This window comes from Psychrobacter sp. W2-37-MNA-CIBAN-0211 (assembly GCF_040309405.1).
Lineage (GTDB): Bacteria > Pseudomonadota > Gammaproteobacteria > Pseudomonadales > Moraxellaceae > Psychrobacter > Psychrobacter glaciei.
The window spans coordinates 25,926-42,193 of the sequence record NZ_JBEOOU010000005.1 but is presented as its reverse complement, the minus strand read 5'-3'; the positions used below and the strand labels follow the sequence as shown (position 1 = coordinate 42,193).

Sequence of the window (16,268 nt, the reverse complement as noted above, 5' to 3'; positions counted from 1 at the left end):
GATAAAACAGTGTCACCACATTCAAAACCGCCGAGTTTTTGGCAGCGTTATCAAACGCCTGTACTGTTAACCGTGGTGGGTGGGGCTATCGATACTATTGGTTTTATCACCTTGTTTGGTTTTTTTACCGCGCATGTCACTGGTAACTTAGTGATGGCGGGTAGTGGATTGGTCAAAGGTGAGCAAGGTCTGTGGATTAAGCTTGCCGCTTTACCATTGTTTATTATCACGGTGATGGTGACCAAGATATTTATTGATCATAGTAAAAACAAGCAGCTAACGCTGAGCCATTTATTTTTAGCAGAAGCTGTTTTTCTGATAGCCTTTATGATTGCCGGCCTTTACTACCAGCCTTTTGTGGATGCAGGGGACATCACTGTGGCAATAGCAGGGGGCTTAGGTCTGATTGCGTTGGCCATTCGTAATACAGCCAGCAAAACGGTGATTAAGCATATGAGTCCGACTGTATTGATGACGGGTAATACCACGCAACTGGGTATTAATCTGACCGATTATTTAATCAATCGCACCGCAGATAACGGTAAAAATTTGACGCACAGCTCAGCATTGGTTTTTAGCTTTCTAGTTGGGGCGTTACTGGGTGCACTTTTATATATTCAGCTAAATTTTTGGGCAGTCGGATTGTTCGTATTACCCGTATTGTATTTGTCAGTAATGGCACGTGATAAAGCGTTCTTGCAAAGTATTGCCTAGTATTTTCTAACGTAATGGAGCCTTGCATTGCTATACAGTAGTGTGGATTTTCAAAACTGATGTCTTGTGTCTTGCTATCTCAACCTTTGCCTTTTGACAATAAAAAAGCCCTATCTTGACGGATAGGGCATTTTTTTTATGTCATCTATAGTCAGGTCAATATAAAAAAGAGTCAGCGTGACGGATATAGTTTTTTTGTCGCCTCTGTCTGCGTAGGCACAGCAAGCAAGAAAAATTTGTACCAGTCACGGATCATAATGTCGTGTATCCATTTTATTTAGTAGCGACTAGGCATGGTTGTCACTGATAAACATTGTCTAAGGCGTTGCTTTGTGAAATACCGAGTTGTCTTGATATTCTGGATGCTTGTCTATGTAGGCTTTGATATAGAGGCAGATAGGTTTCACTCTCAGGTTTTTAGCTGCTGCATCGTCTAGTATTGATTTAGCAAGATAACCTGCAATACCTTGCCCGCCAAGCTCTTCGGGCACCTCAGTATGGGTATAAGCAATGCCATCTTCACCTTGACTGGTGGTAAAAAATTCATAATCTTCAAAGGCGATATGCCCATCAACGTGAATTTCAAAACGTTTCTGATCTGTATTATCTATTACATCATAATTCAATAATGGTTTATCTGACATGATTAAGCTTCCTTATATCGTAAGTGTGATTAGACTTATTCTATATGTACTTTCATTATATGAAGCGTAGCAGCCATTTATGCTACTGGCTCTGTTTAGAATATATAGTGTTCTACCACAAATATATTACGCTATATTGATGGTTTTATTGTTCTAATAATAAGAATAGTTATTTATATTTATCTATGTTTATCTCTTCTTAAACAACAATTATAATTGTTCCATTGTTTAGACAAGTTCGTTAATAGTAAATTTTCAGACATGTTTAACTCCCCAATAACTAAGGATAAATTATGAAAACTATCTACCATGCAGCAAACTCTCGTGGCGATGCAAACCATGGCTGGCTGAAAAGTAAACATACCTTTAGCTTTGCTAACTATCACAATCCAGAACGTATGGGATTTGGTGCGCTACGTGTCATTAACGATGATTTTGTTATTGGTGGTCAAGGTTTTGGTAAGCACTCACATCGCGATATGGAAATTATCAGTATTCCACTAGCGGGTAAGCTCGGTCATGGCGATAACATTGGTAACAATGGCATTATCGAAACGGGTGAAATCCAAGTTATGTCAGCTGGTACAGGCATCACTCATAGTGAGATGAATGGCGATGACAAAGAGGATGTAAAGTTCTTACAGATTTGGGTCATTCCAAACAAAATGAACGTAGCGCCTCGTTATCAGCAAGTACGCATGGGTGACATCATGCAACCGAACACGTTCAACCAAGTGCTATCGCCAAACGCTGACGATGCAGGTGTCTGGATTCATCAAAATGCATGGTTCAGTATGGGTGACTTTGAGCAAGGAGTCACTCAAAACTATACGCTAAATGATGCGAATAATGGCGTGTACGTTTTCGTGATTGAAGGTAGTGTGACCATTAACAATAACACGTTAAATACACGTGACGGTCTAGGCGTCTGGGATACTAAAAGCATGACTATGGACGTTCTAAATAACTCAAAAGTATTAATCATGGAAGTACCGATGACTTTTTAATACTTTTCTACGCTCATTATTTGTGAAAATAAAATATCAAAAAAGGAGTTAGTTCATGAGTATTCAAACGTTAGAGCCAAGATTGGCTGATGTCGGCGGTATTCCAATTGCGCGTTTATTACCTAACAAAGGTAAAAAGCCTATTGGCGCGTGGTGCTTTTTAGATCATGCAGGTCCTGCTGATTTTGACCAAGATGATGCAGGTATGCAGGTTGGTCGCCATCCGCATACCAATTTGCAAACTTTTAGCTGGATGTTAAATGGCGAAGTGCTACACAAAGACAGTTTAGGTAACGCGCAAGTCATTACTAAAAACCAAGTCAATGTCATGACCGCAGGTACGGGTTTGAACCAAGGTATCAGTCATACTGAACAAAGTGTTTTTCCAGATACGGGTGGTTCAAAAGATGCAGCACGTGGTATCAGTATGGTGCAGCTATGGATTGCACTGCCCACCGATCAAAGAATTGAGCGCAGTTTTCATCACTATCCTGAGCTGCCGACGTGGAGCGAGGGCAACGTAGAGATGGTTCTGACGACAGGCGGTTATACCAACGTATTGGGTGAAACGTTTGAAGCACCTACCATCCAATACTCAAAGCTGGTCGGTATAGATGTGTACTTCAAGCAAGATGGCGAAGCGACATTGAATCTAGAGTCAGGCTTTGAGTACGGTATCTTGGTTTCAGAAGGAGAAGTAGAGTCTGAAGGCAATGTCTGTCAGCAAGATCAGTTATTCCGTTTTCATGATAGCGATGTCGCCAATAACAAAAGTATTAAGCTGGCTGCCAAAAAGGGCACACGTATCATGTTCATCGGCGGCGAACCGCTTAACAACCAAGTGCTACTGTGGTGGAACTTCGTTGCTGATAACAAAGCAGAGATTGAGCAATCTATTATTGATTGGAATAATGGCCATGAGCGTTTCGGTAATGTCGACTCTGATATGAAGCGATTGCCTGCGCCTGAACTACCTAAAGGTTTCAAAGGCTAATTATTATCTGTTTTGATACCTTATATTTAACCTTAACTCATAGAAAACCACTGGAGAAAATCATGTCAAATTTACAAGATTTACAGCAATTAGCTGAGAAACGCCGTTCAATCTACGCACTAAGTAATCAATTGCCAGTATCAAATGATGAAGTAGTAAAATTGGTTGAACATGCTATGTTGCACACGCCATCAGCGTTCAACTCACAGTCAGCTCGTATTGTTGTGTTGTTTGGTGACGATCACAACAAGCTTTGGGATATAACCGAAGAGACACTAAAAGCTATCGTTGGTGATGAAGAGAAATTTAAAGGAACGAAAGACAAAATCGCTGGCTTTAGAGCAGGTGCGGGAACCGTCTTGTTTTTTGAAGACAAAGGTGTCGTAAGAAGTATGCAAGAAGCTGCTCCTTTGTATGCTGATAAATTCCCAATTTGGTCGCATCAAACCAGCGCGATGCATCAGTATGTGATTTGGACGGCATTGGCTAGTTTAGATATCGGTGCAAACCTACAGCACTATAATCCAGTCATTGATCAAAAAGTCGCTGAAGAATGGAATGTTTCTGAAGATTGGGAGCTCAATGCACAGATGGTATTTGGTGCGATTGAGCAGCCAGCAGGTGATAAAGCGTTCAAGCCTGTTGAAGAACGTATGAAAGTATTCGGTTAATAGTTTTTAGCATTAAAGACCGTGTAACCAATGAAGCCACTATGATTGTTCATAGCGGCTTCATTGGTTTTTTTATAATTATAAACTGGAGTAATATAATGGATATTTTTGATGCTCAAGCGCTGCAAAAAAAGTATGAACGTTGGCATGAGTTACATGAGCAGATACAAGGTGCTCAAGAAAAATGGGTAGAAGCCAATACATTATTATCTGAGCTGCAAACTTACTACCAAAGCGAGCAGTGGAGAAAAGATCATGAAAGCAACGTGATGATTGAGTGTGCAGATAATATGTATTCCATCATCAGTGAAGACGCTTTGTGGAGTGCGTTAACCGATCATCAAGAACAGGCAATTCGCTGGATGAGACTAGGACTAGATGTCATAGACCGTTGATTCTAGAAGTCCTATTAGCGCGTGTTGAAATCTAAAACACTATCGATTGCGTACTACATTACAGTGGATTCACTTTCAAACAGATACAGTGCGGCTGGGATGAGTTTTTCGTAGCTTCTGTGATAGCAGCAAGCAAGGAAAATTTATACCAGTCCCACCTAACTAGCAATGTATCGATTTTCCTCTGAATTGACTATAGACTTAAACCAAGGGGCGGGCTGTTTCACTTAAATCAGGGAATACACAATAAAAATTTGCTGATTCAGTCGCTGATTGTGATGGAATGAAGCTGCGCATGAATCGTCGAAGTAATCTCTACGGGCACCATTGCTTCGTTTTAATAGGACGTACCGTTGAAAATAGCTTAGGATAGTTTTTGACAGGAACGAAGTACTTCTTATCTTCAGGCTTTATGACTGCTGATGCTACGGTCGGAGCTGATAGGTTTACGTGCTTCCATAACTGACACCCCAATGTACATTTAAAAACTAGTGTACATCAGATGCATGGATTGGGGTAGATAGAGCAGGACAGTATGGAACGCCAGATACAACAAAGCCCCTGATATCAGGGGCTTTAGCTGTTCTATAAGATAGTATAGGACTATTATAATGGTACCCGGAGCCGGACTTGAACCGGCACGCTATTGCTAGCGAGGGATTTTAAATCCCTTGTGTCTACCAATTTCACCACCCGGGCAAAACTTGTTTTATCTTTAACGTAAGCTAGCTGATAGACCATCTAGTTACTAGATAAGTGGTCGCTATTATAATCGGTTGTGATAATAATGCAAGCCAAAATTAACGTAAAGTTAATAAATAATTGGAGGCTGGAGTCGGAATCGAACCGGCGTTAACGGAGTTGCAGTCCGCTGCATGACCACTCTGCCATCCAGCCAATCAAGGTGGCCTATATTAGCAAAAATATAGTAAATTACAAGTCATTTTTTAGTTAAAAGCAGGTTATTTACTATCTTGCCTGCACTTAATCCCAGTTTAGGGGCATTTATGCTGTTAATAGGCTTTGTTAAGTCATTAATAAACGAATATTTAGCGATGATCGTTAAAAATGTAATAGCTAGGGTACGTTAAACAATATCCCTGTTGTCACGTTTGGCCTTTTTGATATCGCGATAGGTGGCGGTGCAAATCAATACCAGTACCCCAAGAGTAATGGCGGGCCAAATTAAAATATATAAGCCGTAGATAAAAACGTTGTCCATGATATCTCCTTATAATATTTCTAAGTAAATAGCGATTAGCCATATACTGCTAACTAATCACTACTTGGATAAAACGATTTTGATTTAAGATTTAGGTGATGAGGGTATTTCAGTTTTTTTATCGTAATTGCCTACGCGCTGCTTAATCAACTCAAAGTCGAAATGCTCATCGCCCATGAGACTGACGATCACACAAACGATAGTACTGGCACCGTAAGCGGTCAGTGAAGCGAGTAAAATCATGTACTGACGTAGGAACCCAGTGGCAAAGATTAACATCAGCACCAGCGTAATAGCAGCCGCTCCCATGCCGATCTTACGACCTAAGAAACCAAATACCATCAGACCGATGACAACTGCACCACCAACGCTGGCTAAGATTTCAAAGAATAGGGCAGTGATGCCAACGATAGGTATCAACTCAAAACGCGCCACACAGAATAATAGGAGCCCGACAATCACTGCTGAAGTAAAGGCGGCATTAGTGACACGATTCCAGAATACACTGGCGATCACAGGGAAAACAATCGCACCCCATAAGGCACCAACGAATACCAGCATTACTAAAATATCAAGCTTGAAGCTGGCAAAGATAAGTCCCGCTGCCGTCGCGACAATCATCGTGCCACGACCGACGAGCATCATGGTTTTAGGTTTAACCTGACCTTTTTTGGCGATATTTTTACCGTAGACATCAGCCATCATAATAGTTGATAGCGCCGATAAATCCGAGTCAGCGGTCGAGGACAACGAGCCAATCACTAAGATGAAGAATAATGCGATGAAGACGGGATGCAGATAAGTGCTGACCATTTGAGGGATCAGGTTGTTCATATTGCCATCGAGTGGTTCGATACCAATGGTCAAGGCCATCAAGCCAATCATACCAAGCCCAATGACGATACCCGCATAGCCGACTGTGGCGGTAATAAATGTCGCCTTAATCTTGGTTTTATCAATCGCAAATAAGCGCTGAGTAATGGTTTGGTTACCGATAGCGTAGGCCAATACCGCGACAAAATACGGCGCTCCTTGCTGAAAGAATGCCTCAGAAGAAAAGAAATCTTGCTGCTCTAAGGTCAAGTTCGATAGTCCGCTGACCATCACTGCAGGACCTCCCATGGAGAATAGCACCGCTGGAATGATGATGACACCAATCGCCATCAAAGCGACCAATTGGGCAAAATCAGTAAAGACTGAGGCGCGAAACCCTGAGGTTAAGGTATAGCTCAATACCCCGACACCCGCGATAATCACCCCTGTCTGGAACGATAATGGCGACAGTACTGACACCAATGCCCCAGCAGCGGTAAAGTTGACCATCAAGCTAATTAAACTGCCCATAATATTGGATATGGCTAAGATTAATTGGCTTGATGAACCGTGGCGGGCATGGATAAGCTCACCGAGTGTATGGCCGTCTGGCGCCAATTCACGAAAGCGCATACCGAAAGGGTAGATGAACAAAATCATCAATGCACCCCAAAAGCCGTAATGTATCGGTCCAGAGACGCCATACTTATAGCCAGAGGTGGCGGCAGCGTAAAATGAGGCCGCCCAAATCCAGGTCGCGGTCATACTTGCCGCGCCCATCCCAAAGCCCACATTGTGGCCTGCGACCATAAAGCCGGAAGTTGTCTCTTTGTCTTTTTTAATTAATAAAGACAGCAGATATGTACCACCATAAAACGCCACCAATAATAAAATAATGGTGAGCGCCGAAAATTGAAACAATGACTCAGTTTTCAAACTCATACCTCGCAATTGTTTTAAGTAAATAAGGTTTAGTAAAACTATCTATTCCAAACTATTTAGCATACGACATAGTCTAAAAAGCCCTCATACCAAATGTATGTGGCTAATATAAACAGCAAAAATAGCAACTGTAATGTTAAGCAAGTGCTAAGTGTCGTGCCCTAGTTTTGATGTCACACATCGTGTTAAATCAAAATGATAGGGGCTACTCTCGATAGGCGTCAGTTAATGGATAAACCATGACGCTATAAATAGGCATACACAAAGGTAGCTGAGTGCTAAAAAAGCTCATGTGATGAGCGTATATAGCGGAATTACGAATAAGCACTAAGCCATGATTACATGACTTGAACTCGATTTAGACAGCCTTATCAGCTGTAATAAGCAATAGTTAAGAGATTTTTACTCAACTATCACATTGATGCATCACCTGTAATTTAAATACCAAATCCAATACTGTGTGCATAATCAGCACAATGAACTTAGCATTAATAAATAAAACTACAGGTCTGTTAAGTGTATGTAACATGTTCGTGAGGTTAGGGTAACCTATTACGTCGTTAACCTCAAACTTTATCCATTGGAATAATTTGAATAGTAAGTGACTCTGCTATCACGTAAAAATCCAGCCAATCCTAAGCCATAGCGCTCAGCAACACGCACGGCAGTACTGGTAGGTGCAGACATGCCGACCAGCCAAGGTATGTGACTTCGAATAGACTTTTGTACCAGCTCAATCGATAGGCGCGAGGTCATGACCACGCATTCGATATCTGCCTTGTGCTGCAGCTGCCAACCAATGAGCTTGTCGAGGGCATTATGACGGCCGACATCTTCAAAGAGGTGCAAGTGTTGTCCTTGCATAGTTGCCGCTGCATGGACAGCGCCTGTCAGTTGATGGGTATGTTGCATGGTATCGACTTTTTGTCGTATTTCTAATAGGTCATTAAGGCTTGGGGTGTCTACTTTTATTCTGTTCTTGTCTCGGCGATAAATACTTAAGTTGGGCAGCGCTTGTGTTAAGCCCGTGATACCGCACATACCGCATCCTGTACGCCCTGCCAGCTGCCGCCGTTGGGCTTGGATGCGCTGATGACTGCGCTGATTTAAGGTCAGTTCCACCACATAAATATCGTAGTCCTGCAACTGTGCTAAAGTTTGCCCAAAGGAACCAGCCGTATCGCCTTCATCTGAGTGTTGAGTAAATCTTTGATAGCTTGCAACGTCTGTCAGCTGGGTGACTTCCCAATCTAATAAGTCATGGCTGTGTTGAATCAAACCTTCACTGAACAAAAAGCCTATCGCTAAATATTCTAGCTGATAAGGGCTTGCCATCAATACTGCATAATGAATGCCGTTAATGATAATAGAAATCGCTGCTTCTACTACCAAATTTGCCGATTGATCTTCAATGTACGCTTGCTGGCTACCGCCAGATTCTGTAGGTGCATAATAATGTTTTTGCACTAAATGTGCGCGCGATAATGGTGTCACAGTAGATTCTGCCGTCGCTTCAGGCATGTCGATGGCTGACACTTGAGTGTTTAATTTAGCCATTATGAATGCTGACAGCCTTTTATCATTGTTAACATAACTTACCTTTCATCTCGCATGTGCTCGTTAAGCAGAAGCCGCCAGTTCGCCTGCATTGACGCGCTCTAAAACGACAGTGACGGACTTGTAGGCGGGAATGTGAGAATCTGGAGCATGCGTGTCCAAATCAAACAAGTCATTACATTCAGGATAGTAGGTAGCCACGGCGTTGGCGGCGATATCCATGTCGGTAAGTACCAAAGGCCCCAATGTACGTTGCTCACCATGGCTGTCTTGGCGCGACACCATAACATGGTCGCCTTTTTGCCATCCCAATCTTGTCATTTCATCAGGATGCATAAACAAAACATCACGGCGATTGGTCTGACGATAACGGTCTTGATAGCCAAATATCATGGTGTTGAATTGGTCATGACTCCGTACACTGGTCAATTGCCAAACCTTTTGCCCGTTGTCTTGGCTATTAGCAGTATTTTGGGCATTTTTGGCATCAATTTTAAACGCGGACGTTTTCTCTGACATTTGGCTGGCGACATAAGTAATCGGATACCTTGGTACTTCAAACTGTGCTTTGCCGCTATCAGTGTTCCATACACGATGACGCGCCGCATGATATAAATGAAAGCCGCGCTCAGTCTCACGGATACGCACGTTAAAGTTATCAAAGCCCTCGATAGCTTGGGCGATATAATCACGAATCAAGTCGAAATCTTCTCCCATCGCTTGCCAAGGAATGGCTGAATCAGAGCCGAACATCTGGGTCGCAATATCGGCGACTATCTGTGCTTCAGATTTTAGCGTATTGCTAATGGGTTTGAGCGTGCCCTGAGTGGGTACGATCTGACACATAGAGTCTTCAATAGTGGCAAATTGCTCACCCTTTGTCGTAACGATACGCTCAGTACGGCCCAAGCAGGGCAGAATCAAATTGTTTGCCCCTGGATACAGCATGGTTTCATTTAATTTGGTGCCAACAAAGACGTTAAGCTTGTTTTTGGTTAATGCCTGTTGGATATTATTTGAGTCAGGCGCTGCAACCGAGTAGTTGCCGCCCATACTAAAGAAAGCCTTAATATCACCTTGTATCATCGCTTTTGCCCCTGCAACGACATCAAGACCGTTGTCTTGTGGCATTGGGTGCTCGAACACACGTTCTAAGCTATCAAGTAAGCTTTGCTTAGGACGCTCATGGATACCCATGGTGCGATCGCCTTGTACGTTGGAATGACCTCGCACAGGTGATGCACCCGCACCGTCAATACCTATCATGCCCATCAGCAATAGCAAGTTGGTAATCATAGCGACATTGTCATCGCCCTGCACATGCTGGGTAATGCCCATGCCCCAAGTGCAAATAGTCGCTGGACTGTCTGCTACGAGCTTAGCAAGATTAATAATCTCTGCTTGAGAAATGCCGCAACCAAGCTGAATATCTGCCCATGATTGCTCGGTCAACCATTGTTTCAATGGCTCAAAACCTGAGGTATGGGTGGTAATAAAATCAGTATTAATTTTATCATTCTCAATCAGCCACTTAGCCAGACCCGTCAGTAGAGCCGCATCGCCACCGATTTGAATTTGAACGACCTCATCGACCATGTCATTGCTCTGTCCTGCTGCCATATGTGTCGGTTTTTGCGGGTTTCTAAATTTACTTAAGCCTTGTTCTCGCATAGGATTTATCGAGATGATTTGGCATCCTTGCTCGTGAGAGTGGGCAAGCATCTCAAGCATACGGGGATGGTTGGTTGCTGGATTTTGGCCGAACATCAGTATCAATTTAGCTTGTTCAAAATCCTCTAGTTTTACCGTCGCTTTACCGATGCCTAATTGCTTGCCTAGCATCACAGAGGTCGGCTCGTGACACATATTGGAGCAATCAGGCAGATTATTGGTTCCAAAGCAGCGGACGAATAACTGAAACATAAAGGCAGGCTCATTAGTGACACGACCTGAAGTATAGAACAATGCTTCGTCAGGCGAATTAAGCTGTCCCAACTGCTCAGCGACATGCTCATAAGCGGCCTGCCAAGAAATCGCTATATAGCGGTCTTGCGTTGCATCATAATATACTGGTTCTGATAGGCGACCAATATGTTCAAGCTCGTAGCCCGACCATTTCTGTAGCTCAGTGACAGTATGGTCTAAAAAGAATTTAGCGTCTGCCTTTGTGGTCATTGTTTCACTTGCCAGCACTTTGATACCATTTTCACAGACATCAAGCATTTTATGCGATTTATGATCAGGCCATGCGCAACCCGGACAATCAAAGCCGCCTTGAGGTTGGTTGCTTTTGAATACGCTGACACTGCCACGCAAAAAAGTTTGATAGTCCATCAGTTTACGAGTGGAGGAAATTAGAGCAGGCCAACCAGCAGCAGGGTGAGTATAAACAGGAATTTTGCGCATGACAGACCTCATAGATAAATAATGATAAGTGGGTACTGATATATAACAACTATATAGTGACTAATGAAAAGTTTGTACAAGCATTAACTATAGATAACAAAAAACGCCTGCTATGGGACAGGCGTTTTCTATTTTTCAGCTCGGATTTATTTAACTGAATTTTTTAACTTAAAATCAAGCTATCATCTTCCACTTTCTCACCGCGCGTTTGCTCAAACATATCGAGCAAATCATGCACCGTCATGCCTTGACGCTTATCTCCTGCCACATCTAGCACCACTTGTCCTTGATGTAGCATGACAGTTCTGGTGCCATGTGCCAAGGCTTGCTGCATCGAGTGCGTGACCATCATGGTGGTCAGTTTATTATCAGTGACGATTTTATCGGTCAGCTCTAACACAAAGGCGGCTGTCTTAGGGTCAAGGGCGGCAGTATGCTCATCAAGCAAAAGTATCTTGGATGGCTGTAAAGAGGCCATGAGCAAGCTTACCGCTTGGCGTTGGCCACCAGATAATAGCCCCATACGATCCGTTAGACGATTCTCTAATCCAAGCTTAAGCACAGCCAGCTTTTCTCGAAAAAGCTCACGGTTATTTGGGTTTAATGCAAAACTCAAACCGCGTTTACCACCGCGCTTATAGGCCAACGCCATGTTTTCTTCAATGGTTAATGCTTCACACGTACCAGCCATCGGGTCTTGAAAGACGCGAGCAACCCAATGGGCGCGCTGATGAGCCGTTTTTTTGGTAACATCGATGCCATTTAATAAGATTGAACCGCTATCGACGCGCGTAGTACCACTTACTGCATTTAAAAAAGTTGATTTACCTGCGCCATTGGTACCGATAACGGTGACAAATTCACCGTCAGCGATGTTCAAATTAATACCACGCAGGGCAGGGTTTTCGATGGGTGTGCCGGGATTGAAGGTCAACCGCAAATCTGTGGCTTGCATCATAATCGTTATTCCTTATATTTGCGTCAAGCTTGGCGGATGGTTATCGCCTATCACTGCTTTAGTCGTTTGATATTAAGCCCGTACTTTACGGCTCAAAAACTTGGTTTTGGCTTTTGGTAACACCAATGCGAACACCACCAGCAGGGCAGTAATCAAGTTCAAATCTTGCGGGCCAAAGCCAATACTACGCAATGTGTCGCTTGATAATGCCACTTGAATAAATAGTTTATAAAGGATGGCACCAATAATCACGGCAACGGTAATCAACCAAATGCGTTTGGCAGGAATAATTGTTTCACCGATGATGACGGCTGCTAAACCAATAACAATCGTACCAATACCAATAGAGATATCCGCGCCGCCCTGAGTCTGGACGAATAGCGCCCCTGCAAGGGCAATCAAACCATTAGACACGGCCATACCGATGATGGTCATCCATGAAGTATTGATACCTTGTGCTTGTGCCATGCGCAAGTTAGAGCCAGTTGCACGCATGGACAGTCCAGTTTCGGTATTATAAAACCAATCCAGCAACAACTTTGCAGCGATAACGACCACGCCAATAATTAAGCAGCGCATCCAGTAGCCATTACCATCGGTGACTAGCGTACTGAATACGGTAGTTTCACCCAGTAGCGGCAAATTTGGTGCGCCCATAATACGTAGGTTGACTGAATATAGTGCCACCATGACCAAAATACTGGCCAATAACTGCAATATACCAAGCTTTACATGCAGCCATGCGGTGACAATACCAGCGACCGAGCCGGCCAGCATACCAAAGGCACATGCCAGCCAAGGATTGACACCAGCAACGATAGAGATACCAGCGACTGCGCCCCCTAATGGAAAACTACCGTCTGCCGTTAAGTCGGGAAAGTCGAGAGTACGAAATGAGATAAGTACGCCAAGTGCGACGAGGCCGTAAATCAGACCACTTTCAAGTGCACCAAAAAAAGCAATTAAAGACATAAGGTATCAGTAAGTCATAATCAAGCGTTTAGCGATTATTATCATAGATAAACAGGCAAGCAGCAATGAATAATGCTTTCTATAATCTAGAGTAATCTAAACGGCTAAGCGGTGAATTTAACAGATTAAGCAATCTGCGGTTAGGGTAAACCAAAACATCTTCCTATGAGGAATGAGCATAAAATACCTTGGTTCGAAATTCGGTTTTTATACTTATATCACATTAAAAATAACCCAGCTCATATAGCAGTAGCTGGGTTATTTTTACACTGAAATAATAGCAGTAAACACAAACGACAATCTATCATTAATATCATCGTTTGACTCGATGCTTATATTCAGAGGACGCTATTCTACCACTTCTTTTGCTTTATCAATAACGGCTTGTGGCAATGTAATGCCTTCCGCTTTAGCATTTTTTGGACTGACATATAAATCAAGTGCTTGAGGGGTATAAACAGGGATATCACCTGCTTTTTCGCCATTCAAAATACGCACCACAATTTTACCAGTTTCGCGGCCAAGGGCATAATAGTCAACGCCTAATGCAGCAATGGCACCACGTGCAACAGAGCTAGTGTCTGAGGCAACCAGTGGGATTTTGCTTTCTTTGGCGACTTGGAACAGCGACTCGTAAGCAGAGACCACGTTATTATCGGTTGACGTATAAATCATATCAACCTTGCCAGCCAAGCTACGTGCTGCCATGGCAATATCCGTACTGCGCTGAGCAGGCGCTTCGTGTACGGTGATGCCCATTGGTGTCAGTTTTTCTTTTAGATTTTTTAGGATAATAGTAGAGTTCACTTCACCTGGGCTATAAACATAACCTACATTTTTTAAGCTCGGAATAATTTGGCGCATCAATTCAATTTGTGGCTCATAAGGGAGCGCATCAGAACCGCCAGTCACGTTGGTGCCAGAACCGTCAAGCTTTGATACCAGTTTGGCTTCTACTGGGTCAGTCACCGCAGAGAATACCAAAGGAATAGTGCTGGTAGCTGCCGCAACCGACTGCGCTGATGGCGTACCAATGGCAACGATAACGTCTGAATTGTCTGCAACAAATTGCTTGGCAATCTGCCCAGCAGTTGCCGTGTTACCCTGTGCGCTCTGGAAATTAACAGTTAAGTTTTCACCTTCTGTAAAGCCTGCTTCCGCGAGTTCTTCAATCACGCCTTTACGCACGTCATCAAGGGCTGGATGCTCAACGATCGCCGTAATGGCAACCGTTTTCATAGCGGTTGCCGCATCGCCAGTGGCGGCGCCATCATTAGCTGTGGTGTCTTCTGCTGACTGGCTACAACCGGTCAAAATAGCGGTACAAACACCGCCCCATAGTAAGGCTTTAGCAAAACGATTCTGATACAACATGGGTGTTACTCCTAAAAATAATAATGTGTCCATACATAAATAATTAACGTACTTATTAGGCGTTTACTGCTGGTTAATGCTCTTATTACTGACTACCTGTTATCGGTTTTTGCTTTGGTATCAACGTTGACTGCGTTTTTCATCATCTCTGCTGATAGGCTAACGCCTTGTGCTTTGGCATGCTTCGGACTGACATATAAAGTTAAGTCATTCATGATCTCAGGCTTGATGGTGCTGACAGCCTCGCCATTTAAAATTCTATAAACCATTTTGCCGGTCTTGCGACCAAAGTCATAGTCATTAACGCCTAAAGCAGCCGTCGCCCCGCGTTGTACACTAAACTCATCAGAGGCCACAATCGGCATTTTTAACTCATTTGCCGCTTGTGTCATGGCTTCAAAAGCAGACGCTACGTTATTGTCCATTGAGGTATAGATGATATCAGCGCGTCCTTGTAGACTGCGCGTTGCCATACCAATATCAGTTGGACGGTTGGCAGGTATGTCAAGTATAGACAATCCACGCGTTGGCAAGATTTCTTTGAGCCTATCACGCAGTGCTACCGAGTTGGCTTCACCAGGGCTATACACATAACCGATGGTTTTGGCGTTGGGATTGATTTGTTGTAATAAGTCAATTTGTGGCTCTAATGGCAACTGGCTTGACAGTCCGGTCAAGTTATCTTGAAACGGGGTGCCATCTGCATTGATGAGCTTGGCTGCAAGTGGGTCTGAAACCGCGGTATATACAATTGGCACGCTTGTGGTGGATGCCACAACCGATTGTGCTGACGGGGTAGAGATAGCCACGATAGCATCTGGATTGTCTCCTGCGAACTGCTTGGCGATTTGTCCAGCAGTTGCCGTGTTACCTTGCGCACTTTGGAAGTTAATAGTCAGATTCTGGCCTTCGATATAACCATTATCTGCTAGTTCATCAATGATGCCGCGGCGCATATCATCTAGCGATGGATGCTCAACAATCTGCGTGATGGCCAGCGTTTTGGCTGGTTTATCTGTCGTTGTCGTGTTATCAGTGGTTGCCGTATCGTCAGCGTTTGAGCAGCCGATTAGGCCGAGCGTACTGATGGCAATGCTGCATAGGCTTAGGCGTAGAGTAGAAGCAATGGTCATTATTAGTCTGGCTCATAGGTTAGAGAGTGCAGGTCAGCCGAATGACAGCAGTATCAGTTCTGTAATATCAGTTCTGTGATGTCAATTCTGCGATAGTAGGCTAACATTGAGGTGATCGATTCCTTGATCATGATGGCTATATTATGACAGCAATGTAACTTATCGCAATAAAAAATTAATTTGCGTTTGTTATGGTGATAAATAGAGCGAAAATCATAACTTTTTTTTGACATTTTGGAGACTGCTATAAAAAAAGATACCACTAAGGACATTTTTCCGTTCGATATAGTCAGTTCGAAATAAAGTCGATACTTTAATAGCCACGTGCTGTTGCGGTAAATTTCTCTTGCGTGCTGTTCGCAAGCGTGACAGAGGCTGCAAAAAATTTATCGCAGCAGCACTGTATCCGTTTTAAAATGGATAAACTATAGAATTACAATTAAAAAGCCTACAAGCTAGCAACGCA

General features: G+C 43.3%; 14 protein-coding genes and 2 tRNA genes. 5 read left to right on the top strand and 11 right to left on the bottom strand.

Features of this window, described 5'->3' with window-relative positions; all coding sequences use genetic code 11:
* The first annotated feature begins 9 nt into the window (after positions 1-9).
* Positions 10-714: a YoaK family protein gene (locus AAEY72_RS07090; RefSeq protein WP_352310098.1), complete on the top strand. Its 705-nt coding sequence runs from the start codon at positions 10-12 to the stop codon at positions 712-714.
* A 317-nt stretch (positions 715-1,031) separates the two neighbouring features.
* Here AAEY72_RS07090 and AAEY72_RS07085 read toward each other — a convergent pair whose 3' ends face one another.
* Positions 1,032-1,358 carry a GNAT family N-acetyltransferase gene (locus AAEY72_RS07085; protein ID WP_352310018.1) on the bottom strand — a complete coding sequence of 109 codons (327 nt, stop codon included), beginning with the start codon at positions 1,356-1,358 and terminating at the stop codon, positions 1,032-1,034.
* Positions 1,359-1,651: 293 nt separating this feature from the next.
* Here AAEY72_RS07085 and AAEY72_RS07080 point away from each other — a divergent pair, with 293 nt between their 5' ends.
* From AAEY72_RS07080 to AAEY72_RS07065, 4 genes are all read left to right on the top strand, one after another.
* On the top strand, positions 1,652-2,365 hold the full coding sequence (locus tag AAEY72_RS07080; protein ID WP_352310017.1) for a pirin family protein: 714 nt from the start codon (positions 1,652-1,654) through the stop codon (positions 2,363-2,365).
* A gap of 55 nt (positions 2,366-2,420) precedes the next feature.
* Positions 2,421-3,359 carry a pirin family protein gene (locus AAEY72_RS07075; protein WP_352310016.1) on the top strand — a complete coding sequence of 313 codons (939 nt, stop codon included), beginning with the start codon at positions 2,421-2,423 and terminating at the stop codon, positions 3,357-3,359.
* 62 nt (positions 3,360-3,421) lie between these two features.
* A complete protein-coding gene (locus AAEY72_RS07070) occupies positions 3,422-4,030 on the top strand; it encodes a nitroreductase family protein (RefSeq protein ID WP_352310015.1) in 609 nt (202 codons plus the stop codon).
* Positions 4,031-4,071: 41 nt separating this feature from the next.
* The gene (locus tag AAEY72_RS07065; protein WP_352310014.1) at positions 4,072-4,425 is read left to right on the top strand and encodes a DUF4298 domain-containing protein; all 354 of its coding nucleotides are present in this window, start codon (positions 4,072-4,074) and stop codon (positions 4,423-4,425) included.
* A 612-nt stretch (positions 4,426-5,037) separates the two neighbouring features.
* Here AAEY72_RS07065 and AAEY72_RS07060 read toward each other — a convergent pair.
* The 10 genes from AAEY72_RS07060 to AAEY72_RS07015 all read right to left on the bottom strand — a co-directional run bounded on the left by AAEY72_RS07060 (position 5,038) and on the right by AAEY72_RS07015 (position 15,802).
* Positions 5,038-5,124, bottom strand: a tRNA-Leu gene (locus AAEY72_RS07060).
* Between the two features lie 124 nt (positions 5,125-5,248).
* Positions 5,249-5,322 (bottom strand) — tRNA-Cys (locus AAEY72_RS07055).
* A gap of 190 nt (positions 5,323-5,512) precedes the next feature.
* A complete protein-coding gene (locus AAEY72_RS07050) occupies positions 5,513-5,647 on the bottom strand; it encodes a putative transporter small subunit (RefSeq protein ID WP_210539970.1) in 135 nt (44 codons plus the stop codon).
* A gap of 84 nt (positions 5,648-5,731) precedes the next feature.
* Positions 5,732-7,381, bottom strand: a complete 1,650-nt coding sequence (locus AAEY72_RS07045) for a sodium:solute symporter family protein (RefSeq protein WP_352310097.1) — start codon at positions 7,379-7,381, stop codon at positions 5,732-5,734.
* Between the two features lie 594 nt (positions 7,382-7,975).
* Positions 7,976-8,959 (bottom strand): formate dehydrogenase accessory sulfurtransferase FdhD, encoded by a 984-nt coding sequence (locus AAEY72_RS07040; RefSeq protein ID WP_352310013.1) that lies wholly within the window; start codon positions 8,957-8,959, stop codon positions 7,976-7,978.
* Between the two features lie 63 nt (positions 8,960-9,022).
* Entirely contained in the window at positions 9,023-11,365 is a 2,343-nt protein-coding gene (locus tag AAEY72_RS07035) for an FdhF/YdeP family oxidoreductase (RefSeq protein ID WP_352310012.1), read from the bottom strand.
* A gap of 163 nt (positions 11,366-11,528) precedes the next feature.
* The gene (locus tag AAEY72_RS07030; protein WP_189580970.1) at positions 11,529-12,323 is read right to left on the bottom strand and encodes an ABC transporter ATP-binding protein; all 795 of its coding nucleotides are present in this window, start codon (positions 12,321-12,323) and stop codon (positions 11,529-11,531) included.
* A gap of 72 nt (positions 12,324-12,395) precedes the next feature.
* Complete coding sequence (locus tag AAEY72_RS07025) at positions 12,396-13,295, bottom strand: ABC transporter permease (RefSeq protein WP_194618938.1); 900 nt, start codon at positions 13,293-13,295, stop codon at positions 12,396-12,398.
* A gap of 348 nt (positions 13,296-13,643) precedes the next feature.
* A complete protein-coding gene (locus tag AAEY72_RS07020; protein WP_194618937.1) occupies positions 13,644-14,669 on the bottom strand; it encodes an ABC transporter substrate-binding protein in 1,026 nt (341 codons plus the stop codon).
* A gap of 92 nt (positions 14,670-14,761) precedes the next feature.
* A complete protein-coding gene (locus AAEY72_RS07015; RefSeq protein WP_352310011.1) occupies positions 14,762-15,802 on the bottom strand; it encodes an ABC transporter substrate-binding protein in 1,041 nt (346 codons plus the stop codon).
* Between the last annotated feature and the right edge of the window lie 466 nt (positions 15,803-16,268).

What these genes read in the sequence shown, in the direction of transcription:
- AAEY72_RS07085 (WP_352310018.1), bottom strand. Translation starts at nt 1,358, where the DNA reads ATGTCAGATAAACCATTATTGAATTATGATGTAATAGATAATACAGAT.
- AAEY72_RS07080 (WP_352310017.1), top strand. Translation starts at nt 1,652, where the DNA reads ATGAAAACTATCTACCATGCAGCAAACTCTCGTGGCGATGCAAACCAT.
- AAEY72_RS07075 (WP_352310016.1), top strand. Translation starts at nt 2,421, where the DNA reads ATGAGTATTCAAACGTTAGAGCCAAGATTGGCTGATGTCGGCGGTATT.
- AAEY72_RS07070 (WP_352310015.1), top strand. Translation starts at nt 3,422, where the DNA reads ATGTCAAATTTACAAGATTTACAGCAATTAGCTGAGAAACGCCGTTCA.
- AAEY72_RS07065 (WP_352310014.1), top strand. Translation starts at nt 4,072, where the DNA reads ATGATTGTTCATAGCGGCTTCATTGGTTTTTTTATAATTATAAACTGG.
- AAEY72_RS07050 (WP_210539970.1), bottom strand. Translation starts at nt 5,647, where the DNA reads ATGGACAACGTTTTTATCTACGGCTTATATATTTTAATTTGGCCCGCC.
- AAEY72_RS07040 (WP_352310013.1), bottom strand. Translation starts at nt 8,959, where the DNA reads ATGGCTAAATTAAACACTCAAGTGTCAGCCATCGACATGCCTGAAGCG.
- AAEY72_RS07035 (WP_352310012.1), bottom strand. Translation starts at nt 11,365, where the DNA reads ATGCGCAAAATTCCTGTTTATACTCACCCTGCTGCTGGTTGGCCTGCT.
- AAEY72_RS07030 (WP_189580970.1), bottom strand. Translation starts at nt 12,323, where the DNA reads ATGATGCAAGCCACAGATTTGCGGTTGACCTTCAATCCCGGCACACCC.
- AAEY72_RS07025 (WP_194618938.1), bottom strand. Translation starts at nt 13,295, where the DNA reads ATGTCTTTAATTGCTTTTTTTGGTGCACTTGAAAGTGGTCTGATTTAC.
- AAEY72_RS07020 (WP_194618937.1), bottom strand. Translation starts at nt 14,669, where the DNA reads ATGTTGTATCAGAATCGTTTTGCTAAAGCCTTACTATGGGGCGGTGTT.
- AAEY72_RS07015 (WP_352310011.1), bottom strand. Translation starts at nt 15,802, where the DNA reads ATGACCATTGCTTCTACTCTACGCCTAAGCCTATGCAGCATTGCCATC.